23 protein-coding genes and 1 pseudogene are annotated in these 21,996 nt (G+C 63.8%); 10 read left to right on the top strand and 14 right to left on the bottom strand.

Annotation, left to right across the window (positions count from 1 at the left end; all coding sequences use genetic code 11):
- Nucleotides 1-84: 84 nt before the first annotated feature.
- The 3 genes from ABLE71_RS10190 to ABLE71_RS10180 form a co-directional block, all read right to left on the bottom strand.
- The gene (locus ABLE71_RS10190) at nt 85-453 is read right to left on the bottom strand and encodes a cell division protein ZapA (RefSeq protein ID WP_348783222.1); all 369 of its coding nucleotides are present in this window, start codon (nt 451-453) and stop codon (nt 85-87) included.
- 4 nt (nt 454-457) lie between these two features.
- On the bottom strand, nt 458-730 hold the full coding sequence (locus ABLE71_RS10185) for a DUF4164 domain-containing protein (RefSeq protein WP_348783221.1): 273 nt from the start codon (nt 728-730) through the stop codon (nt 458-460).
- Nucleotides 731-916: 186 nt separating this feature from the next.
- Nucleotides 917-1,909, bottom strand: coding sequence for an aldo/keto reductase (locus ABLE71_RS10180; RefSeq protein ID WP_348783220.1), 993 nt, complete (start codon nt 1,907-1,909; stop codon nt 917-919).
- 100 nt (nt 1,910-2,009) lie between these two features.
- Between ABLE71_RS10180 and ABLE71_RS10175 the strand changes: the two genes are divergently transcribed.
- From ABLE71_RS10175 to ABLE71_RS10150, 6 genes are all read left to right on the top strand, one after another.
- Nucleotides 2,010-2,909 (top strand): LysR family transcriptional regulator, encoded by a 900-nt coding sequence (locus tag ABLE71_RS10175; protein WP_348783219.1) that lies wholly within the window; start codon nt 2,010-2,012, stop codon nt 2,907-2,909.
- 104 nt (nt 2,910-3,013) lie between these two features.
- Nucleotides 3,014-5,065, top strand: a complete 2,052-nt coding sequence (tkt, locus tag ABLE71_RS10170) for a transketolase (protein WP_348783218.1) — start codon at nt 3,014-3,016, stop codon at nt 5,063-5,065.
- Between the two features lie 151 nt (nt 5,066-5,216).
- Nucleotides 5,217-6,230, top strand: coding sequence for a type I glyceraldehyde-3-phosphate dehydrogenase (gap, locus tag ABLE71_RS10165; protein WP_348783217.1), 1,014 nt, complete (start codon nt 5,217-5,219; stop codon nt 6,228-6,230).
- Between the two features lie 179 nt (nt 6,231-6,409).
- Nucleotides 6,410-8,281 carry a potassium/proton antiporter gene (locus ABLE71_RS10160; protein WP_348783216.1) on the top strand — a complete coding sequence of 624 codons (1,872 nt, stop codon included), beginning with the start codon at nt 6,410-6,412 and terminating at the stop codon, nt 8,279-8,281.
- Between the two features lie 74 nt (nt 8,282-8,355).
- The gene (locus ABLE71_RS10155) at nt 8,356-9,555 is read left to right on the top strand and encodes a phosphoglycerate kinase (RefSeq protein WP_348783215.1); all 1,200 of its coding nucleotides are present in this window, start codon (nt 8,356-8,358) and stop codon (nt 9,553-9,555) included.
- A 126-nt stretch (nt 9,556-9,681) separates the two neighbouring features.
- Nucleotides 9,682-10,581 carry a fructose bisphosphate aldolase gene (locus ABLE71_RS10150; protein WP_348783214.1) on the top strand — a complete coding sequence of 300 codons (900 nt, stop codon included), beginning with the start codon at nt 9,682-9,684 and terminating at the stop codon, nt 10,579-10,581.
- 48 nt (nt 10,582-10,629) lie between these two features.
- On the opposite strand, the gene ABLE71_RS10145 is transcribed toward ABLE71_RS10150, so the two are convergent.
- The 5 genes from ABLE71_RS10145 to ABLE71_RS10125 form a co-directional block, all read right to left on the bottom strand.
- Nucleotides 10,630-10,791 carry a hypothetical protein gene (locus tag ABLE71_RS10145; RefSeq protein WP_348783213.1) on the bottom strand — a complete coding sequence of 54 codons (162 nt, stop codon included), beginning with the start codon at nt 10,789-10,791 and terminating at the stop codon, nt 10,630-10,632.
- Between the two features lie 62 nt (nt 10,792-10,853).
- Complete coding sequence (locus tag ABLE71_RS10140; protein WP_348783212.1) at nt 10,854-11,885, bottom strand: MBL fold metallo-hydrolase; 1,032 nt, start codon at nt 11,883-11,885, stop codon at nt 10,854-10,856.
- 69 nt (nt 11,886-11,954) lie between these two features.
- Nucleotides 11,955-12,614, bottom strand: coding sequence for a peroxiredoxin (locus tag ABLE71_RS10135; protein WP_348783211.1), 660 nt, complete (start codon nt 12,612-12,614; stop codon nt 11,955-11,957).
- A 209-nt stretch (nt 12,615-12,823) separates the two neighbouring features.
- Entirely contained in the window at nt 12,824-13,276 is a 453-nt protein-coding gene (locus ABLE71_RS10130) for a cyclic nucleotide-binding domain-containing protein (protein WP_348783210.1), read from the bottom strand.
- A gap of 66 nt (nt 13,277-13,342) precedes the next feature.
- Nucleotides 13,343-14,026, bottom strand: a complete 684-nt coding sequence (locus ABLE71_RS10125) for a response regulator transcription factor (RefSeq protein WP_348783209.1) — start codon at nt 14,024-14,026, stop codon at nt 13,343-13,345.
- A gap of 86 nt (nt 14,027-14,112) precedes the next feature.
- Here ABLE71_RS10125 and ABLE71_RS10120 point away from each other — a divergent pair, with 86 nt between their 5' ends.
- Genes ABLE71_RS10120 through gcvA form a run of 3 tightly spaced genes read left to right on the top strand, consistent with a single transcriptional unit; the run spans nt 14,113 to nt 16,106 of the window.
- Nucleotides 14,113-14,724, top strand: a complete 612-nt coding sequence (locus ABLE71_RS10120; protein ID WP_348783208.1) for a L,D-transpeptidase — start codon at nt 14,113-14,115, stop codon at nt 14,722-14,724.
- Between the two features lie 60 nt (nt 14,725-14,784).
- On the top strand, nt 14,785-15,129 hold the full coding sequence (locus ABLE71_RS10115; protein WP_348783207.1) for a hypothetical protein: 345 nt from the start codon (nt 14,785-14,787) through the stop codon (nt 15,127-15,129).
- Nucleotides 15,130-15,185: 56 nt separating this feature from the next.
- A complete protein-coding gene (gcvA, locus tag ABLE71_RS10110; RefSeq protein WP_348783713.1) occupies nt 15,186-16,106 on the top strand; it encodes a transcriptional regulator GcvA in 921 nt (306 codons plus the stop codon).
- Nucleotides 16,107-16,188: 82 nt separating this feature from the next.
- Here gcvA and ABLE71_RS10105 read toward each other — a convergent pair whose 3' ends face one another.
- Entirely contained in the window at nt 16,189-18,387 is a 2,199-nt protein-coding gene (locus tag ABLE71_RS10105) for an esterase-like activity of phytase family protein (protein ID WP_348783206.1), read from the bottom strand.
- A gap of 220 nt (nt 18,388-18,607) precedes the next feature.
- On the opposite strand from ABLE71_RS10105, the gene ABLE71_RS10100 reads away from it, so the two are divergent.
- Nucleotides 18,608-19,291: a DUF1013 domain-containing protein gene (locus tag ABLE71_RS10100; RefSeq protein WP_348783205.1), complete on the top strand. Its 684-nt coding sequence runs from the start codon at nt 18,608-18,610 to the stop codon at nt 19,289-19,291.
- Between the two features lie 61 nt (nt 19,292-19,352).
- On the opposite strand, the pseudogene ABLE71_RS10095 reads toward ABLE71_RS10100, so the two are convergent.
- The 5 genes and pseudogenes from ABLE71_RS10095 to ABLE71_RS10075 all read right to left on the bottom strand — a co-directional run bounded on the left by ABLE71_RS10095 (nt 19,353) and on the right by ABLE71_RS10075 (nt 21,939).
- A pseudogene (locus ABLE71_RS10095) lies at nt 19,353-19,885 on the bottom strand (GrpB family protein).
- Between the two features lie 73 nt (nt 19,886-19,958).
- A complete protein-coding gene (locus ABLE71_RS10090; protein ID WP_348783204.1) occupies nt 19,959-20,678 on the bottom strand; it encodes a YafY family protein in 720 nt (239 codons plus the stop codon).
- 3 nt (nt 20,679-20,681) lie between these two features.
- Nucleotides 20,682-21,089, bottom strand: a complete 408-nt coding sequence (locus ABLE71_RS10085) for a hypothetical protein (protein WP_348783203.1) — start codon at nt 21,087-21,089, stop codon at nt 20,682-20,684.
- 60 nt (nt 21,090-21,149) lie between these two features.
- Nucleotides 21,150-21,740 carry a DJ-1/PfpI family protein gene (locus ABLE71_RS10080; RefSeq protein ID WP_348783202.1) on the bottom strand — a complete coding sequence of 197 codons (591 nt, stop codon included), beginning with the start codon at nt 21,738-21,740 and terminating at the stop codon, nt 21,150-21,152.
- Nucleotides 21,741-21,765: 25 nt separating this feature from the next.
- Nucleotides 21,766-21,939 (bottom strand): hypothetical protein, encoded by a 174-nt coding sequence (locus ABLE71_RS10075; protein WP_348783201.1) that lies wholly within the window; start codon nt 21,937-21,939, stop codon nt 21,766-21,768.
- Between the last annotated feature and the right edge of the window lie 57 nt (nt 21,940-21,996).

Raw genomic sequence — 21,996 nt, 5'->3', positions numbered from 1 at the left:
TTTTCGGAAAGTACGATGCGCAGAATCAATGACTTACAGCGCCCTTTGCGCGTCCGAAGGGACGCAGCGCTGTAGAGGCTAACCTCAACTCGCCGGCTTGACCGCCAGCTTCTCGGCCAGCGCCTCCATGCGCTGCGCCAGCCCGCCGAGCGCGCCCGTCAGCGCCGTGTCGTTCTTGTCCGCCTTGGTCAGCGCATCGTCGCGCGTCTTGCGCAGCGTGACCACCTCGCTCTCCACGCCCATCAGGCGCTTCTGCAATTCTGAAAGCTCGTCCATCACCATGATGCCGGCCATCACGGTCAGCCGCTGGTCACCGATTTCACCGAAGGAATCCTTGAGATGCGAGACGTAGCGGTCGAAGCGCTCGGCAAGGCCGATAAGATGCTCCTCCTGACCCTCGTCGCAGGCCATGCGATAGGCTTTTCCGTCGATCGTGACTGTAACCTGGGCCATCGTCCTACCTGTCGAGCACGGCGCGGATTGTCTCCATTGCCGTCACCAGCCGGCGCGAGACCTCCTTGTTGGCTTCCTCGAGCCGCTCGCCTCGTGCTTCGGAATTGTCGAGTTCCTGCGCCAGCCGAGCACGGTCGGCATTCATGCGCTGCACCTCGGCTTCCGCCTCGGAATAATCCTGCTCGTGCTCGAGCCGTGCGTTGACCGCATTCTCCAGCGCGTCCATTGCCCTTCCCAGTCGGGCGAGGACCTCTTTCAACGTGGCTTCCGCGGTCATGGCTCCCGTATCCGACCCGCCCATCACCGAATCGACCGGATTCAGAACGATTTACTCGGGAAACATTAGGCACCGTGTGAATTGGCCGTCAATAAAGCTCTCGGCGCTGTCCCCCGCAAAGGACAGGCTGCAAATCACGGCAATCGGTCGCCGGCGACGGAAATAGTCCGCCGCCGGCGGGATGGCTCAGCGCTCGCTGTCTAGGCTAGCCATCGCATGCGCATTGTAACGTTCGCCGGCGGCCACGCCCTTCGGCACGGCCTGTTCGATCGCAGCAAGATCGGACATGTCGAGCGTCACGTCGAAGCTGGCCAGTGCTTCGGCCAGGCGTTCGCGGCGGCGCGCGCCGATCAGCGGCACGATGTCCTTTCCTTGTGCGGCCACCCAGGCGATGGCGATCTGAGCGACGGTCACGCCCTTCTTATCAGCCACCTTGCGCAGGGCCTCCACCAGCACGAGGTTCTGGTCGAGGTTCTCGCCCTGGAAGCGCGGGCTCATGCTACGGAAGTCGGTCTGGCCGAGCGGCGCCTTGGTCCAGTGGCCGCTGATCAGGCCGCGCGACAGGACCCCATAGGCGGTGACGCCTATGCCCAGTTCCCGGCAGGCGGGCAGGATCGCCTCCTCGATGCCGCGCGAAATCAGTGAATATTCGATCTGCAGATCGACGATCGGATGAACCGCCGCAGCGCGCCTAAGGGTCTCGCCGCCGACCTCCGACAAGCCGATGTGACGGACGTGGCCTTCCTTCACCAGGTCGGCGATGGCTCCCACCGTATCCTCGATCGGCACGTTGGGGTCGAGCCGGGCCGGCCGGTAGATGTCGATGTGGTCGGTGCCCAGCCGCTTGAGCGAATAAGCGGCAAAGTTCTTCACCGCCGCCGGCCTCGCGTCGTAGCCGATCCAACTGCCCGAGGGGTCGCGCATGGCGCCGAACTTCACGCTGATCAGCGCCCTGTCGCGGCGGCCGCCCTTCAGCGCCTCCGCGATCAACATCTCGTTGTGACCCATGCCGTAGAAATCGCCCGTGTCGATGAGCGTGATACCGGCCTCCATCGCGGCATCGATCGTTGCCAGGCTTTCGCTGCGGTCGGCAGGCCCATACAGATCCGACATGCCCATGCAGCCGAGCCCGAGCGCGGACGTTTCGGGACCGGTGAGTCCGAGCTTGCGGTTTTCCATCGTTCTTCTCCTTTGCCGGAACTGATGGACCCAATATGCGCTTGCCTCTGTCGTACGATAACCCGTATAAACGTGAACGACTTGTGCGGGAATTCGTACAATGCCAACGCCAAACTACGACGATCTCGACGCCTTCACCGCAATCGTGCGCGCAGGTGGTTTCCGCACGGCCGCGGCGAGGCGCGGCGTGTCGGCTTCTGCGCTCAGCGAGGCGCTACGCCGGCTTGAGGCCACGCTGGGCGTCCGCCTGATCAACCGCACGACGCGCGCCATGACGCTGACCGATGCGGGCGCGCAATTGTTCGAGCGGCTCGTTCCGGCCCTCGGCGAGGTCAGCGCCGCGCTCGATGCGGTCAATTCCTTCCGCGATAGCCCGGTCGGCACGCTACGCCTCAACGTGCCGACCATCGTCGCGCGCGTGATCCTGCCACCGCTGGTCGCGCGCTTCCTTCGCGAGCATCCCGGCATCACGATGGAGGTTTCCGCCGACGACACGTTCATCGACGTGCTGGTGGCCGGCTTCGACGCCGGCGTGCGCTACGATGAAAGACTGGAACGCGACATGATCGCGGTGCCGCTCGGGCCCAGGCAGCAGCGTTTCGTCCTTGCCGGCGCTCCCTCATACCTGGAAAAGCACGGCCGTCCGATCCATCCGTCGGAAGTCATAGATCACGCCGTGATCCGGCACCGATTTGCGAGCGGGGTCTCGCACCAGCTCGAATTCGAGAAGAACGGCGAGATCGTTCGCGTCGTGCCGCAGGGGCCGCTTGTCAGCAACGCGATCGAACTCGAGATTGCAGCCGCTATCGAAGGGCTCGGCCTTATCGCCACATTCGAGGACTTCCTCGCGCCGCATCTTGCAAGCGGCAACCTCGAAGGCGTGCTCGACGACTGGCTACCTCCCTTCTCGGGACCGTTCCTCTATTATCACAGCCGACGCCACATGCCGGGACCGCTTCGCGCCTTCGTCGACTTCCTGAAACGCGCGCCGAAGACCTGAACGTCCGCCGCCGGCCCTTCAGTTTGTTGACTCCGAAGCCGTGCCTGCTATGTGTCGCGCGACTTTTCCGGCTCTCACCTGCTCAATCCGACAACGGAGGAACCATGGCCTCGCGCGACAAGCATGACCGGATGGCCAACGCCATTCGCTTCCTTTCCATGGACGCCGTCGAGAAGGCGAACTCCGGTCATCCCGGCCTGCCCATGGGCTGCGCCGATATCGCAACGGTCCTCTTCACGCGCTACCTGAAATTCGACCCGAAAAACCCCCATTGGCCCGACCGCGACCGCTTCGTCTTGTCGGCCGGCCACGGCTCGATGCTGCTCTATTCGTGTCTCTACCTGACCGGCTATGAGGATATGACGATCGACCAGATCGAGCGTTTCCGCCAGCTCGGCTCCAAGACCGCCGGCCATCCGGAATACGGTTTCGCCGCGGGCATCGAGACGACAACCGGCCCCCTTGGCCAGGGCCTCGCCAATTCGGTCGGCATGGCGCTCGCCGAGCGTGTCATGAATGCACAGTTCGGCGACGACCTCGTCGATCACCATACCTACGTAATCTGCGGCGACGGCTGCCTGATGGAGGGCATCAGCCAGGAGGCGATCGCTCTCGCCGGCCATTTGAAGCTCAACAAGCTGATCGTCTTCTGGGATAACAACAACATTTCCATCGACGGCGCGGTCTCGCTATCGGATTCGACCGACCAGGTCGCGCGCGTGAAGGCGTCCGGCTGGAACGCCTTCCATATCGACGGCCACGATCCCGAGGCGATCGCCGCGGCGATCGAGACAGCCCACAAATCGGACCGCCCGACGCTGATCGCTGCCAAGACCACCATCGGCTTCGGCGCGCCGACCAAGGCCGGCACCAAGGCCGCGCATGGTTCGCCGCTCGGCGCCGAGGAAATTGCCGGTGCGCGCAAAGCGCTGAACTGGGATTCGCCGCCCTTCGTGATCCCGGACGAGGTCCTGTCGGCGTGGCGCGATGCCGGTTCGCGCGGTGCGGCCCCACGCGCCGATTGGGACAAGCGCGTCGCCGCATCCGGCGACGGGCGCGCCGAGTTCGAGCGCCGCGTCGCCGGCAAGCTGCCTGCAGACTTCGACGACGCCATCGCCGCTTACAAACAGAAGCTCGCCGTCGACAAGCCGAAGGTCGCCACCCGCAAGTCGTCCGAGATGGCGCTCGAAGTGATCAACGGCGCGCTCGCCGAGACGATTGGCGGCTCGGCCGACCTGACGCCCTCCAACAATACCAAAACCAGCCAGACCAAGGAACTGTCGGCCGGCAATTACGGCAACCGCTACGTCCATTACGGCATCCGCGAGCACGCTATGGCCGCCGCCATCAACGGCATCGCGCTGCATGGCGGGCTGATCCCCTACGGCGGCACCTTCTTCTGCTTCACCGACTATGCGCGGCCGGCGCTGCGCCTGTCTTCACTGATGGGCATCCGTTCGCTTTTCGTCATGACGCACGATTCCATCGGGCTCGGCGAAGACGGCCCGACGCATCAGCCGGTCGAGCATCTTGCAGCCATGCGCGCCATCCCCAACCACCTCGTCTTCCGGCCAGCCGACGCGACCGAGACGGCCGAGTGCTGGCAGGCCGCGATCCATTCGCAAAAGGCGCCGTCGACACTGGTGCTCACCCGCCAGGACCTGCGCGCCGTGCGCACGGAATATGTGGCCGAAAACCTGTCGGCGAAGGGTGCCTACGAACTTGCGTCGGCCGACGGTGCAGACGCGAAAGTTACCATCTTCGCTAGTGGCTCCGAGATCGAGATCGCCCTCGACGCGCGCGACCTGCTGCAGAAGGACGGCACGCCGACGCGCGTCGTCTCCGTGCCCTGCTTCGAATTGTTCGAGGAGCAGGACAAGGCCTATCGCGAAAAGGTCCTCGGCAACGCTCCGGTGAAGATTGCTGTCGAGGCGGCGCTGCGCTTTGGGTGGGATCGCTTCGTCGGCTCGGACGGTGCCTTCGTCGGCATGACCGGTTTCGGCGCAAGCGCGCCGGCCAAGGAGCTCTATAAATATTTCGGTATCACCGCCGACGCCGTCGCCAAGATCGCGGCTGAGCGAGTCAGGAACGGGGTGCCGAAAGGCGAGGACGCGCGCGCAATCCCCGCCAGCGAACCTGCGCGCCCGCATCCCTGAGGCGCGCGCCGGTATCCGTTGACGAAATCGCCGGTCTGGCTCAATCGGTCGGGCGCTAATCGATTTAAATTTGCGTCCGGCATATCTGGATTCTTTCCGCTTTCGTCGCTATGAAGCGGCGACCCGTCCCATAGCGCTGCAGGAGAACGACATGGCTGTCAGAGTTGCAATCAACGGATTTGGCCGCATCGGCCGCAACATCGTGCGCGCCATCTACGAGTCTGGCCGCAAGGATATCGACATCGTTGCCGTCAACGATCTCGGCCCGGTCGAGACCAACGCGCACCTGCTCCGCTTCGACAGCGTGCATGGAAAGTTCCCGCAGGAAGTCGGCGTCGAAGGCGATACCATCACCATCGGCAACGGCGAGAAGTTCAAGGTGCTGGCCGTCAAGGACCCGGCCCAGCTTCCCTGGAAGGATCTCGGCGTCGACATCGCGATGGAGTGCACCGGCATCTTCACCGCCCGCGACAAGGCGGCCGCGCATCTGGCGGCCGGCGCCAAGCGCGTCATCGTCTCGGCTCCGTCCGACGGCGCCGACCTGACCGTTGTCTACGGCGTCAACCACGAAAAGCTGTCGAAGGACCACATCGTCATCTCGAACGCGTCCTGCACCACCAATTGCCTGGCTCCGCTGGCGGCAGTGCTGCATGAAGCGGTCGGCATCGAGAAGGGCATGATGACGACAATCCACTCCTACACCGGCGACCAGCCGACGCTGGACACGATGCACAAGGATCTCTACCGCGCCCGCGCGGCCGCCCTGTCGCAGATCCCGACCTCGACCGGCGCCGCCAAGGCCATCGGCCTCGTGATTCCCGAGTTGAAGGGCAAGCTCGACGGCATCTCGATCCGCGTGCCGACACCCAACGTCTCCGTCGTCGACTTCAAGTTCATCGCCAAACGGAGCACGACGGTCGAGGAGATCAACAATGCGGTGATCGCCGCCTCGAAGGGCAAGCTGAAGGGCGTGCTCGCCGTGACGGCTCACCCGAACGTTTCGATCGACTTCAACCACGATCCGCATTCCTCCACCTTGGCGCTCGACCAGACCAAGGTCATGGACGGCAACTTCGTTTCGGTGCTCTCCTGGTACGACAACGAGTGGGGCTTCTCGAACCGCATGGCCGATACCGCGGTCGTTTTCGCCAAGACCATCGCCTGAACTGTCCGGTCTGCTTTCCAGACATCCTCGAACGCCCGGCTTGCCCGGGCGTTTTGTTTTCGCACCGCGAAACGGAAAATCTTCGCCCAAGCCGGCTAAAGCGTGCCTGCCCTCGCGCGCCGCCTTGTCTTCGCCTCACTTCACGCTAGGACCAATTTGAGACGGAGGGGCGCGCCGGAATGGATCAGTCGATTTATCTCGTCACGCTGGTTGGCACTGCCCTGGTGCTCGCCGCCGCGTTTTCGAGCCTGATCGCCTTCCGCTTCGGCGCGCCGTTGCTGCTCCTCTTCCTCGCCCTCGGGCTGGCGGCAGGCGTCGACGGCCTCGGCATCGAGTTCGACAACGCCCGCCTCGCTTATTTCGTCGGCTGTCTGGCGCTTGCCGTCATTCTGTTCGAATCCGGATTCGGAACGCCGGTCACCGCACTCCGGCAGGCGGCGATGCCCGCTATTTCGCTCGCAACTGTCGGCGTCATGATCACCACGGCACTGTTCGGCATGGTGACCTTCTACCTGACAGATTTCAGCTGGCTGGAATCCTTCCTGCTCGGCGCGGCGGTTGCCTCCACCGACGCCGCGGCCGTGTTCTTCCTGCTGCGCGCCGGCAACGTGCTCTTGCGCGACCGCGTCAGATCCACGCTGGAAATCGAGTCCGGCACCAACGATCCGATCGCCATCTTCCTCACCATCACGCTGGTCGAGGTCATCGCAGCCGGCCTGGACCCGCAGGCGGAGGTGCTGGTTGTCGACCTTGTGGTTGGCTTCTTCGTTCATATGGGTCTCGGCGCAATCGCCGGCGTGCTCGGCGGTCTGGCGATCGTCCGCCTGGTCGGCCGGTTCAACCTCGACCACGGCCTGCTGCCGATCTTCGTGCTGACGCTTTCCCTGCTCGTCTTCGCGACGGGCGGCGCCATCGGCGGGTCAGGCTTCCTTGCCGTCTACCTCGCCGGACTGGTCGCAGGAAACTCGAACCTCCGCTCGGCGGCAAGTCTCAAGCGTTTCCAGGACGGCGTCTCCTGGCTGGCGCAGATCATCATGTTCCTCGTGCTCGGCCTGTTCGCCACGCCGTCACAGTTCCTTGGCATATTGCCGGTCTCGATCGCGCTCGGCCTGTTCCTAATCTTCGTCGCGCGACCGCTGGCCGTGTGGCTGTGCCTCATCCCGTTCAGCTTTGCACGTCAGGAAACCGCATTCATCTCCTGGGTCGGCCTGCGCGGCGCGGTCTCGATCCTGCTCGCCATCACGCCACTGCTCGGCGGGCTGGAAAACGGCCGCGCCATATTCAACACCGCCTTCATCGTCGTTCTCGTGTCGCTGGTCATCCAGGGCTGGACGGTCGGCCCGCTCGCACGCCGGCTCGGCCTCATCGTGCCGCAGCGCATCGGCCCGCTGGAGAAGGTGGAACTCGAACTGCCGGGGTCCGCGCACCACGAACTGCTCGCCTACACGGTCGTCGCCGGCAGTCCGGTCGCGCGCGGCGAGCGCATACCGCGCTGGGCAAGGCCGTCTCTCGTCGTGCGCGAAGGTCGCTCGATGAAGTACCAGGAATCCGGCCGCCTCGTCGCCGGCGACCACGTCTATATTTTCGTCCCGGACAGATATCCGCGGCTGCTTGACCGACTGTTCGCCAGCCGTACCGAGGTCAGCCCCGACGACGCCGACTTCTTCGGCGCGTTCGCAGTCGATCCGGCGCGATCCGCCGCCGAACTGGAGGCGAACTACAGCCCCGGCCTGACCGAGGCCGAAATGAAGCTCACCATCGGCCAGCTCATGCAGCAGCGGCTCGGCGGGCACGCCGAATATGCCGACCGCATGACTCTCGGCACGATCGAGCTTATCGTTCGCGACGTGGATGAGCAGGGCCGCATCGCCTCGGTTGGGCTCTCGCTCGAGCCGGCGCCGGCTGTTGCCAGTATCCCGGCATTTCTAAGCCCGGTCGAACTGATCGATCGTATCCGCGGCTTCCTCAAGCGGGCAAGATCTGGCGGCGGCGCTGCGGTTGCATCCGAGGAAACCGAAAAACCCGATTCCTACAGCAGCCGCGGCAATTGACCTCCGAATCGTCGTCTTGCATCCGCGCCGCGCCGCGATAATGTCCGGCGGCGCTTTGCCTGAAGGAGACCATCATGGCCCATTTCCGCACCCTCGACGACCTCGGAGACATCAAGGGCAAGCGCGTGCTGGTCCGCGTCGATCTCAACGTGCCGGTTTCGGACGGCAAGGTCACCGACGCCACCCGCATCGAGCGCGTGGCGCCAACCATCCTGGAGCTTTCCGACAAGGGCGCCAAAGTCGTTCTGCTCGCCCATTTCGGGCGTCCTAAGGATGGCCCCGATCCTGAGCTGTCGCTCGAGCCGATAGCGCGCGCAGCCTCGGACATCATCGGTCGCAACGTGACCTTCATCCCGGACTGCGTCGGCAAGATGGTCGAGGGCGCGATCTTCGCCATGATGCCCGGCGACATCGCGCTCCTGGAAAACACCCGCTTCTACAAGGCCGAGGAAAAGAACGACCGCGCCTTCACCGAAAAGCTCGCCGCCAACGGCGACATTTTCGTCAACGACGCCTTTTCGGCGGCGCACCGCGCCCATTGCTCGACCGAGGGGCTCGCCAATTTGCTGCCGGCCTATGCCGGCCGCACCATGGAGGCCGAGCTTGAAGCCCTTGAGAAGGGCCTCGGCAACCCCGAGCGCCCCGTTGTCGCCATCGTGGGCGGCGCGAAAATCTCGACCAAGCTCGACCTTTTGATGAACCTCGTGAAGAAGGTGGACGCGCTGGTCATCGGCGGCGGCATGGCCAACACCTTTTTGGCCGCGCGCGGCGAGAATGTCGGCAAGTCGCTCTGCGAGCACGATCTTGCCCAGACCGCGCGCCAGATCATGATTGAGGCGGCCACTGCCGGCTGCGCGATCATACTGCCGTCCGACGGTGTGGTGGCAAAGGAGTTCAAGGCCGGCGCGATCAGCGAGGTGGTGCCGATCAACGCCGTGCCCGCCGACGGCATGATCCTCGATGTCGGACCCAAGACCATCGAGACGATCAACGAATGGATCGACCGCGCCGAGACGCTGGTCTGGAACGGCCCGCTCGGCGCCTTCGAGATTGCGCCTTTCGACAAGGCCACGGTGGCCGTCGCCCGGCATGCCGCCAGACGCACCAAGGCCGGCGAGCTGCTTTCGGTCGCCGGCGGCGGCGACACGGTGGCGGCGCTCAACCACGCCGGCGTCGCCGACGATTTCACCTATGTCTCGACCGCCGGCGGCGCCTTCCTCGAATGGATGGAGGGCAAGGAGCTTCCCGGCGTCGAGGTTCTGAAGCACAAGTAGGGCGTGTTCGTCGCGGACGCTTCCAATTGAATCGATTGAGATTGGCGGGCGTGGCAGCCGTACTGTGGCGCTGGCCCGCCGGTTGACGTAATGAATTCCGGAAATCGCCCGACTGAGGAGAAGTTGATGAACAAGGACATGGCCGCGCAAGCCGCGAAAAAGGACGGCTTCATTGCAGCGCTCGATCAGTCGGGTGGCTCTACGCCGAAAGCGCTCAAGCTTTACGGCATCGACGAAAGCGCCTGGTCGAACGAGGCTGAGATGTTCGACCTCGTCCACCAGATGCGCGCGCGGATCATCAAGTCCCCCGCCTTCACCGGGGACAAGGTGATGGGCGCCATCCTGTTCGAGCAAACCATGGACCGCGACATCGACGGCACGCCGACGGCGCAATATCTGTGGGAAAAGCGCCATGTGGTGCCCTTCCTGAAGGTCGACAGCGGGCTGGCGGAAGCTAACGACGGCGTCAAACTGATGAAGCCTATGCCGGCCCTGGACGCGCTGTTGAAGCGCGCCGTAGCGAAGGGGATATTCGGCACCAAGATGCGTTCGGTGATCGACGCGGCAAATCCGAAAGGCATCGCGGCCGTCGTCGACCAGCAGTTCCAAGTCGGCAAACAGATCCTGGCGCACGGCCTCGTTCCGATCATCGAGCCGGAAGTCACGATTTCAATACCGGACAAGGCGGCGGCCGAGGACATCCTCCTCGCCGAGATCAAAAAACACCTCGACGACGTGCCATCAGGCAAGCAGGTCATGCTGAAGCTGACGCTGCCCGCAAAAGCCAACCTCTACAAACCTCTGATAGACGATCCGCGCGTCATGCGCGTGGTCGCGCTGTCCGGAGGCTATTCCCGCGACGACGCCAACGAAAAGCTGCGGCACAATGTCGGCATGATCGCGAGCTTCTCGCGCGCCCTGACCGAGGGGCTGTCGGCGAAACAAAGCGATGCGCAATTCGACGCGGCGCTGGCTTCGGCGATCGACAGCATTTTCCAGGCGTCCAGCGTCAAGGCCGCCGCGTAGGCATCAGAATTTGATTGCAAGAGCCCTGCTTTGCGGGGCTTTTTTTTGTTAGCGCCCGTGGCTGATCAGCACCGTCAGCGAGATCGCGACCATGGCCGCCACGGCCAGCTTCCAGAAATCGCGACGCTGCCTAAGCCCCGGCAGGCCGAGCGGCTTGATCAGCTGGATGACCATCATTCCGATGATGACGAGGGCGAGGATTTTCGACATGCAGCGTTTGAGCAGGCGCGCATCGCGCTGTCAAAGCCGCATTCCAGCAACTTTTTCCACCCTCAGTGCTCGATAGGCCCCCCGGCCTTCTTCCACGCGGCGATGCCGCCCTCGATATGGCAGGCCGAGTCGATGCCGGCTTCCTGTGCGGCGGTCACCGCCATCGCCGAGCGCTCGCCGAAGGCGCAGAAGAAGGCAAGTTTCTGCATCGAGCCCAACTGGTGCAAGATGCCGCCCGGCTTCACATTGTCGTCGATCTCCGTATAGGGAAGATGCAGTGCGCCGGGGATCTTCCCGTGCCGCTCGCGCTCGTTCTTCTCCCTCAGATCGACCAGCGCCACATCAGGACGGCCGAGCAGCCTCAGCGCCGCATCCGCCGACACCGCCCAGCCCTTGGCCGCCACCTGCTCCTGGTGCAATCCGATATGCATGTTGGCGGGCACGGCCACGTCCATCATCTTCGGATTTGGCAAATTGAGGTTGTTCATCAGATCGATATAGGCGTCGACTGAAGGAACCTGCAGGCGCGGATTGTTGCGCCGCTCCTCGCCGATCGTGCTCACCGTATCGCCTTTGTAGTCGTGCGCCGGGAAAACCATCGTGTCGTCGTGAAGCCTCAGCAGACGGTTGAAGATGGAATCGTATTGCTGGCGCGGGTCGCCGTTCTGGAAGTCGGTACGGCCCGTGCCGCGGATGAGCAGCGTATCGCCGGTGAAGACCCGGTCCTGCATGGCGAAGGAATAGGAATCGTCGGTGTGGCCTGGCGTGTAGATCACGTCCAGGCTAACGCCCTCGATGTCGAGCTTGTCGCCGTCGGCAAGCCGCATCGACACCACGTCGGCCTTGGTCTGCTCGCCCATCGCGGTGATGCAATGGGTGCGGTCGCGCAGTTCGGCCAGTCCGGTGACGTGGTCCGCATGGAGATGGGTGTCCACCGCCTTCACCAATCTCAGGTCCAGCTCATTGAGCAGCTTGATGTAGCGGTCGACCTTCTCAAGCACCGGATCGATGATCAGCGCCTCCGCGCCGTGCCGGCTGGCGATCAGGTAGCTGTAGGTGCTGGACGTGGAATCGAAGAGCTGGCGAAAGATCATGGCGCTACCTCCGGAAAGCAGAACCTGTCCGCCCGAGGCCACGCCTCGGGCGGTTGCCGGTAGTTCGGCCTATTTCGGCTGCGCTACCGTGCGCAGATAGGGCCGGATCGTCTTGAAGCCGCCGGGGTGCTGCTTCTTGGCGTCCTCGTCGCTAACGGAGGCCAGGATGATCACGTCCTCCCCCTGCTTCCAGTCGACCGGTGTCGCCACCTTGTGTTTGGCGGTAAGCTGCATGGAATCGATCACACGCAGAATCTCGTCGAAATTGCGCCCCGTGCTCATCGGGTAGATCAGCGCCAGCTTGATCTTCTTGTCGGGCCCGACCACGAAAACGGTGCGCACCGTCGCGTTGTCCATCGCGGTCCGGCCCTCGGAAGTCTCGCCCGCTCCTGCCGGCAGCATGCCGTAGAGTTTCGAAACTTTGAGGTCGGTGTCGCCGATCATCGGATAGTTTGGCGCGGTCCCCTGCGTTTCGGCAATATCGATCGACCACTTCTTGTGGTTGTCGACCGGGTCGACGGAGAGTCCGATCACCTTGACCCCACGCTTGTCGAATTCGGGCTTCAGCGCCGCCATGCGGCCAAGCTCGGTGGTGCATACCGGCGTGAAATCCTTGGGATGCGAGAACAACACACCCCAGCTGTCGCCGAGCCACTCGTGGAACCGGATCTTGCCTTCGGTCGTGTTCGCCTCGAAATCCGGCGCGGTATCGTTGATCGTCAGTGCCATCCTTGCCTCCTTGAGATTCATGCCGCTGGGCCGCGGCGCTTTTCTTCGGCAATCTAGGACAGCGGGCGACCCATCGGCAAGCAACTCCTTTCCTCGCGGAAGCGGCAACGGCGCGCCGGTTCAGATCTTGTGAATCCTGACCGGAGAGGTCTTGGCCCGCTGCATGAGGCCCTTTTTGCTTCGAGGTCGAGCTGCCGGACACGGAAGTATCAGCCCAGCCGCTCCCCGACCTCCTCGATCCGCATGATCAGCGCCTGCAGATCCTCAATGATCTGCAGACGCAGCCTTTCCGCCGTCTCGGGATATTCCTCGAGTATGCGGCGGAACATCGAGCGGTTGATGCGCAGCACCTCGGCATCGGTCGCCGCCTCCGCGCTGGTCAGGCGGCGGGAGTCCGCGATCAGGGCCATCTCGCCGAGCACGGTTCCGGGACCTCCCGTGCTCACCTCGACGCGATTACCCTCATGCTCGCGATAGAGGCCGACCTTGCCGCGAATGACGATATAGGCGGAATCGGCGTCGTCATCCTCGCGGTAGAGCTTCCTGCCTGCCGGAATGCTCATCGCTTCGGCGCCGAATGCGAGCAAACGCAACTGGTCCTGCGCGAAGCCTTCGAACAGCCTCACGCCGGACAGAATGCGGATGTGATCATCCAGCGCCATGAAGTCCCCGAACAGTCAGTCTGGCGCTCCTCCTGCGGTACCGCTCCGGCTCCCTACCTCTCCGCCTCAGGGGACCAGCTTGTAACCGCCGCTTTCTGTCACAAGAATTTCTGCATTGGAAGGATCGCGCTCGATCTTCTGGCGCAACCGGTAAACGTGCGTTTCCAGCGTATGCGTGGTGACGCCGGAATTGTAGCCCCATACCTCTTCGAGCAGCACGTCGCGCGTAACCACCTTCTGATCGGCCCTGTAGAGATATTTGATGATCGAGGCTTCCTTCTCGGTCAGCCGCACCTTGCCGCCGCGCTGGTCGATCAAAAGCTTCTGGCTCGGCTTGAACGTATAGGGCCCGACGGAGAAGGTCGCGTCCTCGCTCTGCTCGTGTTGACGCAACTGCGCCCGGATGCGGGCAAGCAGCACAGCGAAACGGAACGGCTTCGTCACGTAGTCGTTGGCGCCGGCTTCCAGCCCCAGGATCGTGTCGGAATCGGTGTCCTGGCCGGTCAGCATGATGATCGGCGCCTTGTAGCCGCCCTTGCGCAACAGTTTCACGGCCTCGCGTCCATCCATGTCGGGAAGGCCGACATCCATGATCAGCAGATCGACAGCGCCGCCCCGAGCTGTCGCAACGCCCTTGCCGGCGGTTGCCTCCTGCAACACCTCGAATTCCTTGTAGAGCGACAACTGCTCGACCAGCGTCGAACGCAGGTCATCGTCGTCGTCGACAATAAGGATGGTGCGAGACGTCATGCTTCAGTCCATCGATAGCCGGTTATCGGTTGACCCTTGCCCGATTATGGGGAACGTCAGGGAATCCTGGGCCGAGCGATTTGTCTATGTCACGATCATACAAGAAAAAACATAAGTGTAAGGCCAACAATGCAAAAAACCGGCCCGGCCCGGCCCAATGGGGCAAAAACAGGCGGGGCATTACCCGGCTGACCGTGCGCGCACGGCCGGGCAACCCCACGCAGGGCCTGCTCGCCGCCGGCAGAACAGTGTTTGCCTGCGCGCTCGGGCGCGGTGGAATCTCGGCCAACAAGCGCGAGGGCGACGGCGCAACGCCGCTCGCCTCGATGCGAATCCTGTCAGGTTATTTTCGCGGCGACCACGTCGCCGCCCGCCGCACAAGACTTGCGATGACGCCAATCCAGGCGGATCTGGGCTGGTGCGAGGTGTCCGACGACCGCAACTACAACAGGCCGGTGAAAATCCCTTATGGCGCAAGCCATGAGACGATGCGCAGGGCCGACAGGCTCTACGATTACTGCCTGGTGCTCGACTGGAACATTGCGCCACGCCGCCGCGGCCGCGGCAGCGCCATCTTCTTCCACCTCGCGCGGCCGGGCTTCACGCCGACGCAGGGCTGCGTGGCGGTTACGGCAAAGGTCATGGCTAGGCTTCTGCCCTTCCTCTCCGACCGCACGATTTTGCAGGTGTTGCGGTAGAAATCAAAAAGCCGCCTCTCCGCGCATCAGGTGCGGGAGAGGCGGTGAGTTCTGCAGGGATTGACGGAGAGGGAGTTCGTCGCAGCCTTCCGTCAGATCGCTGCAGCCTTATCTCCCGAGACGCCAGCCGAAGTCGACAAGCCCGGTCTTGCCGATCTCCCGATACACGGTGCTGGTAAGCGAGCGGGGCTTCAGGCCGATATCCCGCAATTCCTGATCGGACATGCCGGATACTCGAGCACCGGGCTGGGCAAGCGCAACTCTTGCCTGGCGAAGCCAGTCCGTGGCCTGCCGCAAAGTGCCTGGGCGGCTGGGGTCAATGACGATGGACATGGACGTTCCAACTTCTCCGGAGCAAAAATCCGGTTTGATGATTTCTTGGCTGAAACTACCTTCATCCATTGAAAGTAAATGGGGAAACGAGTAGTTTTCACAGGATCGTCAAACTTTCCTTGAAGATGATGGTCCGTTTCGTGCCCGGTACCCGTGCCTTGAGGACGTTGGAAGCGGCGGCCCGGCACCTGAATTTCACACGCGCCGCCGACGAACTCGGCCTGACCCCGGCGGCGGTAAGCCATCAGATCAAGGAATTCGAAGATCAGCTCGGCTTGGCGCTTTTTGCCCGCACCAGCCGTACGGTGCGACTGACCGAGGCAGGCGCCGTCCTTTCCGAAGCCTCGGCCGACGCCATAGACCTCTTGAACCGAGCCGTGTCGCGCGCGCAAAAGCTGGCGCGCGGGCAGTCACTGCTCAAGGTAACGGCGGACGCGCATTTCGCGGCCAAATGGCTGATGCGGCGTATCGACGGTTTTCGCGCCATCCGCCCCGACATCGAGCTGCGCTTCGACATTTCCTACGAAGTGCGCGACTTCGACCGCGACGACGTCGATGTCGGCATCCGCTTCGGCGCCGGCAAATATCCCGGTCTCGCCGCCGATCGGCTGTTCGACAACGTCATCGTCCCGGTCTGCAGCCCTGCGCTTCTGCGCAACGGCCCGCCGCTAACGACGCCGCGCGATCTCTTCAGCCACCGGCTCGTTCACATCGAATGGTCGCGCCGTGGCGTCACCTGGCCGAACTGGCGTATGTGGATGGCGGCAGCCGGCGTCGACGATTTCGACGACAGCCGCACAATGGTCTTCGGCACCTCGTCCGACGCGATCCAGGCGGCGATCGACGGCAGCGCGGTGGCGCTCGCCGATTTCGCCATGGTCGCGCACGATCTCTCCGAGGGGCGGCTGGTGCAGCCCTTCGAGCTCGGCGTCAGGATGGCGCCCGAATTCGGCTATTTCCTCGTCTACCCGCAAAGCGCGGCCGACGACCCGCGCATCATCGCCTTCCGCGGCTGGGTTCTCGATGAGGCGGCGAAGACGCGGACATGACAGTCATTATGCGATCCCCGCGCGGGCGAGTGAAATGAGCCGCAAGCAGGCTTGCGGCTCTTGAGGCAGCGATTGCCGGAGATCAGTTCACGGCGCTGATGTTGCCGAGGCGAATGAACAGTGTCTCGCCGGAAGAGTCGTCCACGCCGTCATTGTCGGTGACCACGAAGGCTTCGCCGTTCTTGTCGATCGTGAAGCCCTCGACCTTGTCGACGACATAGCCGTTGGTCGCGGACTTGAGGTCGGCGAGCAGGTCGCGCACCAGCGTCTTCTCGACGAGGGGCAGGTCGCCACCGAGCTTGGCCGGCTTGAAGGCGTCGAGCGAGACGGAGTAGAGGCGTTTCACCTTGGCGTTGGCGCCGATCTGGTTGTCGCGCTCGATGACGTAGAGCTTGCCGTCATAGGCGGTGATCTCCGACAGGCCCATCCAGCCGGCCTCGGCGGCTTCGAGCGGATAACGCACCGCCGACCATTCCTTGGCCTTCGGCTTGTAGGCCAAAAGCTTGGTCTGGCCCTTGGGGTCGTCACCCCATTCGCGCTGCACGGCCATGACCAGCGTCAGGTCGTCGCCTTCGCCGATGGTGGTGATGCCTTCGAGGCCGAAGCGGGTCTGGCCGGCGAGAAGCTCGACGGGGAAGCCGATTTCCTGCTTGATCTCGCCCTTGTCGTTGACGTGGAGCAGAGCGTGCGGGACGAGCTTCGCCGCATCGCCTTCATTGGCGATCCAGAGGCCGCCTTCGCCGTCGGCCACGAGACCTTCGATGTCGATCTTCTGCGCCGGGTCGCCGTTGCGGGTCACCACGAGCTTGCCGGTGATGAGCGCCGGGGTCTGGGTGGCGTCGATCGTGAAGATCGAAGGCTGGGCCGAATAGACCGAATCCGAGGCGGCGAACAGCTTGCCGGCCTGGTCGCCCACGGCCAGTGCGGATAGCGCGCCCCAGCCGAGCGGCGTGCCTTCGTCGGTCAGCTTGGCCGTGATCATCGGGTAGACGGCCGGGCCTTCGGCGCGCTCATAGATCATGACATGAGAGCGGGCGAGGTTGTCTTCGACGAGATCGGTCTCGTTGGCGGTGACGAGGAGATTGCGCGCGGGGATGGAGATCAGGCCTTCCGGGCCGATGCCCGAAGGCAGTATCTGCAGAAGTTCCGGGGCAGCCCCGGTGTCCTTGTAGACGCCGACCAGAGAGCCGCGCTCGGAACCGACGAAGATCAGCTTGTCCTCGCCGAAGGCGCCGGTGGCCAGGCCCTCGGGCTCGACGCCCTTCTTGTTGCGGTGCTCCGGATAGTGGCCGAGATTCGCCACCTCGTATTCGAACGACGGGCCGGACTCGTAGAGCACCTCGCCGTTCCGGGAGAAGATGGTGAAGCCGCGCGCCCCGCCTTCATAATCGCCTTCGTTGGCGACGACGAAACGGTTGTCGTCGAGCCATTTTGCGGAGTCGGGTTCGCGCAGGACGTTTTCCATCTTGCCGGTGAAGGAGAGCTTGCCGTCCTTCTTGGTGTCGATCCCGTCGAGCGTGACGGAGCCGGCGGAGAAGTTGGAGACGATCTCGCCGGTCTTGCCGTTGACGATGGCGATGTGATTGTTCTCCTGCAGCGTGACGACGATCTCGCCCTGGCTGTTGACGTCGACAAACTCGACCTCGGCGTCCTCCGGAGCAATCGCCGCGAGGCCGGTGAGCTCGACCGTCTTGATGGCGCCGCAATCCGGCACACCGGCGGCGAGCGGCACGATCTTCAGATTGCCGGACGGCATCTGCGGGATGACGCCGTCGTTCAGATCCTCGTCGCGCTCGTTCTCGATGGCGACGGCGAGGAAGCTCTTGTCGGCGCTGAGCGCGACCGAGTCCGGCTGGCCGCCGAGGTCGCAGGAGCTTTCGATCGCCTTGGAGGCGATATCTATGACCGTGAGATTGCCCGACGGGCTGGTGTAGCTTTCAGAGGTGTTTACGCCGGCAAGCGCCTTGTCGCCGGCGACGGTGACGGAGGTCGGCTCGCCGTCGATCTTGACGATGCCGCCGGCCTTGGGTGCCCTAGGATCGGTGATGTCTATGAAGCCGACCGCGCCGAGCGGGCTGTCGGAATAGACGAGCGTCATGCCGTCTTCGCTCGCCGTTATGATCTCGGAGGAGGTCGGCGTGGTCTTCTCGATGTCGGCAGGCAGGTTTTCCGCCACCGCGAAGCTCGCGATGCGGTTGAACATCATGTCGGCATGGGCCGGCAACGAAACGGAGGCAGCAAGCGCTGCGGTAAGAGCGAAGAGTGTCGATTGGCGCGGCATGGCGGCGTCTCCCTCGAGATTAGAAGAAGCCATGCTTTGGGACGCCGCTATTTCAGGCGGATGACACGGCCGTGACAATTCAATGACACGAACCGGGGCATAGCGAAGATTCTTGCCCCCGGCGGCGAACACCGCTATATACGCCCCGATTTCCCCAAAAATTCGGTGGTCTGACCACCGCCCGCGACAGGGACGCGGGCGAACGAGAGGATATTTAGCGATGGCGAATACGCTTCTGATGCCCAAGGCGACCGCGGTCTGGCTGGTCGACAACACCGCGCTCTCCTTCGAGCAGATCGCGCAATTCTGCGGCCTGCATCCGCTTGAGGTCAAGGCGATCGCCGACGGCGAGTCCGCGCAGGGCATCAAGGGCATGGACCCGATCATGACCGGCCAGCTGACGCGCGAGGAGATCGCCAGGGGCGTCGCCGACAAGAACCACCGCCTGCAGCTGTCGGACCCGAAGGTCCGCGTGCCGGACTCGAAGCGCAAGGCGCCGCGCTACACGCCTCTGTCGAAGCGGCAGGACCGGCCGAACGCGATCCTATGGCTGGTCCGCAACCACCCGGAGCTGAAGGACGCGCAGGTCTCGCGCCTTGTCGGCACGACGAAATCGACGATCGAGCAGATTCGCGACCGCAAGCATTGGAACGCCAACAATCTCGTGCCCATGGATCCTGTCACGCTCGGCCTCTGCTCGCAGATCGACCTCGACCTCGAAGTCAATCGCGCCTCGAAGGGCCGCGAGCCCGCCGCGCCGGTCGGCGACACACTGCTGCCCGCGGCGCTCACCGAGCGGCTGCAGCCCGAGCAGCCCAAGGTGAAGAGCGAGGACGACGAGCTCGACGCCGATGCCGTGTTCGCAAAGCTGTCGGCGCTGAAGGGCAAGAGCGAGGACGAGTAGTAGGTTTTTCCCCTCGATTAAGGCGAAGCGGCTATGTCCAACACCCCGGACTGCCGGCCGCCTACCCTTCAATGGGGGAGATCAGCCGTGCATTCGCCCGCCTGATGATTTCTTCAACGAAGGCGCTTTTGCCGCCGGTATAGAACTTCCAGTCGCCATCGGCCTCGACTGAGAGGCGGCGCTTGAGAGCTTCATAGGCTTCGGCGTCTCCGGGAGCGTTCGCAGCCAGTCGCGGAACAGGATGCGCTTCTCATGCGTGGCGCTGCCCGGCGCGCAAAGGTAGAGCCGCGCGCCCCATGACCCGTGACCACGGGTGAATGTCCACATGCCGTCGCCATAGGGTTCCCCTTGGAAAGCCCATCCTTGCTCGGACCGCATCAGCGCGACGGCCTCGTCGAGCCTCGCGGCGGGTTCGATCACGGCGTCGACGTCGATCTTGGGTTTCGCCGCCAGACCGGGCACGGACGTGCTCCCGATGTGGTGTGCCGAACGGAGCAAGCCACCCAGCCGAAGGATCAGTTCGCGTTCGATGGTGCCGAACAGCGACGGCCAAGCCGGGTCGTAGCGGACGATCCGGATGGCCCCCGAGCCCATGCCCTCTACCGGAAGCGGTTGCATCCGTCCAGCATCGCCGATTCGCTGCCGTGCTGGTAGCCCGCTGGCCCGCTCAATACCCGCTGGCGCGGTCGGGTGCGTCGCCGGCGCGTTCGCCGCGCTCCATCGAGCGGTAGAAGTCGGTGAGCTGCTTGCCGCGCTCGGGCTTGTAGATGCGGCCGGTCACCATGACCGACGCGATGCGGTCGATGCGGAAGGCGCGGAAGTCGGAGCGCATCTCGCACCAGGCGACCAGCGTCCAGACCTTGCCCCAGAACCACAGGCCGAGCGGGCGCACGTCGCGGGCCGATGGACGACCTGCCTCGTCGCGATAGTCCAGCGTCAGCACCTCGCGCTTTTCGACGGCGCGTTCGATGCGGTCGATATGGGCGCGGTCGGCGTCGCTGACCACCCACATCGGGGCGTGAATCTCGGTGCGGGCGATGCGATCCTTCTCGGCGTCGGGCAGCACCGCGCCGATCTTGACCAGCGCCTCTTCCGCGGCGCGCGCCATGGTGGCGCCGCCGAAGGCTCTGACCATGCGGGCGCCTGCGACAAGGGCAACGATTTCATCACGTGTGAACATTAGCGGCGGAAGGTCGAAACCCTCCCTCATCATGTAGCCGACGCCGGCCTCTCCATCGATCGGCACGCCGGTCGACTGCAGGTCCGCTATGTCGCGGTAGATCGTGCGCTCGGAGACCTCGAGCCACGCGCCGAGTTTCTGCGCGGTGACCAGCCGGCCGCCGCGGAAATGCTGCACGATCTGGAATAGCCGATCCGCTCGCCGCATGGGTCAGTCCTGCAAACCTTCGCGATTTCTCTGCTCGGCGACGAAGTCCGCGCCGAATGACAGTTTCTTCGTGGTCGGCGTCCTGCCGGACAGCACGCGCCAGAAAGGCGTGATGTCGGCGAGCGCAGCACCCCTGTCCAAGGCCTCGTGCGCAGCTTCGGATACGGTGCGCAGATGATAGCCGATCGTGACCGGGCAGGTAACCTCGGCGCCGTGCTCCAGCGCAAGGGCGGTGCGCAGCGCACGCACGTCCATCTGAATGCCTTCCGGGATCGAGCGGATGAAGTCGTCGACCTGGCGCGCCGTCGGAACAAGCATAGGCTGGCCCTCGACGACATCGGAAAACGTCCGCGGCGACGGCTTGATGCCGTTGATGCCTGATGTGTTCAGCCTGTCGTTCCAATCTTTCATGCTGTTCCTGACCGGAATTCCGCGTAGGCTTCCTGCCACAAGCCTCCTGACAGCATATTGTCAGGAGGCTGCAGCATATTCGCGACCAAATAAAGCCCGCATCTCCGCGAACTGGGCCTCTTTGTCCGGGTAGACCACGCGCAGGAATTCGAGCGCGAAGGTGCCAGGAGCCGAACCCGGCGCCGAGACAATGATGCCGTCGGCAACGGCGTGCGGCACGTCTTGGTAGTTGGCGGAGCCTGCATAGCCTGGCTCGTGCCCGAGGATCCAGTCGCGGCCGTTGCTGGTGTGGGAAGCCCGCGCGAACAAGCCGGCGCGGGCGAGCGCCAGCGTACCGGCGCAGATGCCGCCGACCACGCCGCCACGCTGCCTGACGGAATGGAGAAGCGTCGCGACGTCGGGCGGGTTCTTTCCGGCCCAATTATCCGAGCCGATGACGGCGACGGCGTCGAGATCCATGTTTTCCGCCGGATCGGCGCTGCGATCCGGCGTCAGGCTGAAACCGCTCATCGACTTGACCGGCTTGCCATCCGGCGTAAGCGAGAAGGCTTTCGCGCCGAACCATTCGACCGCCGAGGCCGACAGGAGGCCAAACTCCCAATCGGCGAAGCCTTCGATGAACACCAAACCGATTTTCTTGGCTGCAGTCATGGCGAACTCCTTCCTGCGGCCAGATTTAGCGGCCCCGCGTCAGTCGTCCACCTTCGAAATCGGGCCAGCCGATATCCTTGCGGATATCCTCGGGCAGCGAATACATGAAATGCGCCATGCGGAATTCGTCGTGCATCGTCTTCAACCGGCCGGCGTAGCCGCGGACCGTGTGATAAAGCCTGGGGGCGATCGGGGTCATGACAATCCTCCTTCTGTGATGGAGGCACTATCGCACACCCCTCCTGACAGCAGTCTG

This window comes from Mesorhizobium sp. KR9-304, from assembly GCF_040049215.1.
GTDB lineage: Bacteria > Pseudomonadota > Alphaproteobacteria > Rhizobiales > Rhizobiaceae > Mesorhizobium_K.
The sequence above is the reverse complement of the archived record's forward strand: the minus strand, read 5'-3'. Positions and strand labels throughout refer to the sequence as shown.

Bases quoted from the DNA above. Each gene is read 5' to 3' on its own strand.
- ABLE71_RS10190 (WP_348783222.1), bottom strand. From the start codon at position 453: ATGGCCCAGGTTACAGTCACGATCGACGGAAAAGCCTATCGCATGGCC.
- ABLE71_RS10185 (WP_348783221.1), bottom strand. From the start codon at position 730: ATGACCGCGGAAGCCACGTTGAAAGAGGTCCTCGCCCGACTGGGAAGG.
- ABLE71_RS10180 (WP_348783220.1), bottom strand. From the start codon at position 1,909: ATGGAAAACCGCAAGCTCGGACTCACCGGTCCCGAAACGTCCGCGCTC.
- ABLE71_RS10175 (WP_348783219.1), top strand. From the start codon at position 2,010: ATGCCAACGCCAAACTACGACGATCTCGACGCCTTCACCGCAATCGTG.
- tkt (WP_348783218.1), top strand. From the start codon at position 3,014: ATGGCCTCGCGCGACAAGCATGACCGGATGGCCAACGCCATTCGCTTC.
- gap (WP_348783217.1), top strand. From the start codon at position 5,217: ATGGCTGTCAGAGTTGCAATCAACGGATTTGGCCGCATCGGCCGCAAC.
- ABLE71_RS10160 (WP_348783216.1), top strand. From the start codon at position 6,410: ATGGATCAGTCGATTTATCTCGTCACGCTGGTTGGCACTGCCCTGGTG.
- ABLE71_RS10155 (WP_348783215.1), top strand. From the start codon at position 8,356: ATGGCCCATTTCCGCACCCTCGACGACCTCGGAGACATCAAGGGCAAG.
- ABLE71_RS10150 (WP_348783214.1), top strand. From the start codon at position 9,682: ATGAACAAGGACATGGCCGCGCAAGCCGCGAAAAAGGACGGCTTCATT.
- ABLE71_RS10145 (WP_348783213.1), bottom strand. From the start codon at position 10,791: ATGTCGAAAATCCTCGCCCTCGTCATCATCGGAATGATGGTCATCCAG.
- ABLE71_RS10140 (WP_348783212.1), bottom strand. From the start codon at position 11,885: ATGATCTTTCGCCAGCTCTTCGATTCCACGTCCAGCACCTACAGCTAC.
- ABLE71_RS10135 (WP_348783211.1), bottom strand. From the start codon at position 12,614: ATGGCACTGACGATCAACGATACCGCGCCGGATTTCGAGGCGAACACG.
- ABLE71_RS10130 (WP_348783210.1), bottom strand. From the start codon at position 13,276: ATGGCGCTGGATGATCACATCCGCATTCTGTCCGGCGTGAGGCTGTTC.
- ABLE71_RS10125 (WP_348783209.1), bottom strand. From the start codon at position 14,026: ATGACGTCTCGCACCATCCTTATTGTCGACGACGACGATGACCTGCGT.
- ABLE71_RS10120 (WP_348783208.1), top strand. From the start codon at position 14,113: ATGTCACGATCATACAAGAAAAAACATAAGTGTAAGGCCAACAATGCA.
- gcvA (WP_348783713.1), top strand. From the start codon at position 15,186: ATGGTCCGTTTCGTGCCCGGTACCCGTGCCTTGAGGACGTTGGAAGCG.
- ABLE71_RS10105 (WP_348783206.1), bottom strand. From the start codon at position 18,387: ATGCCGCGCCAATCGACACTCTTCGCTCTTACCGCAGCGCTTGCTGCC.
- ABLE71_RS10100 (WP_348783205.1), top strand. From the start codon at position 18,608: ATGGCGAATACGCTTCTGATGCCCAAGGCGACCGCGGTCTGGCTGGTC.
- ABLE71_RS10090 (WP_348783204.1), bottom strand. From the start codon at position 20,678: ATGCGGCGAGCGGATCGGCTATTCCAGATCGTGCAGCATTTCCGCGGC.
- ABLE71_RS10085 (WP_348783203.1), bottom strand. From the start codon at position 21,089: ATGAAAGATTGGAACGACAGGCTGAACACATCAGGCATCAACGGCATC.
- ABLE71_RS10080 (WP_348783202.1), bottom strand. From the start codon at position 21,740: ATGACTGCAGCCAAGAAAATCGGTTTGGTGTTCATCGAAGGCTTCGCC.
- ABLE71_RS10075 (WP_348783201.1), bottom strand. From the start codon at position 21,939: ATGACCCCGATCGCCCCCAGGCTTTATCACACGGTCCGCGGCTACGCC.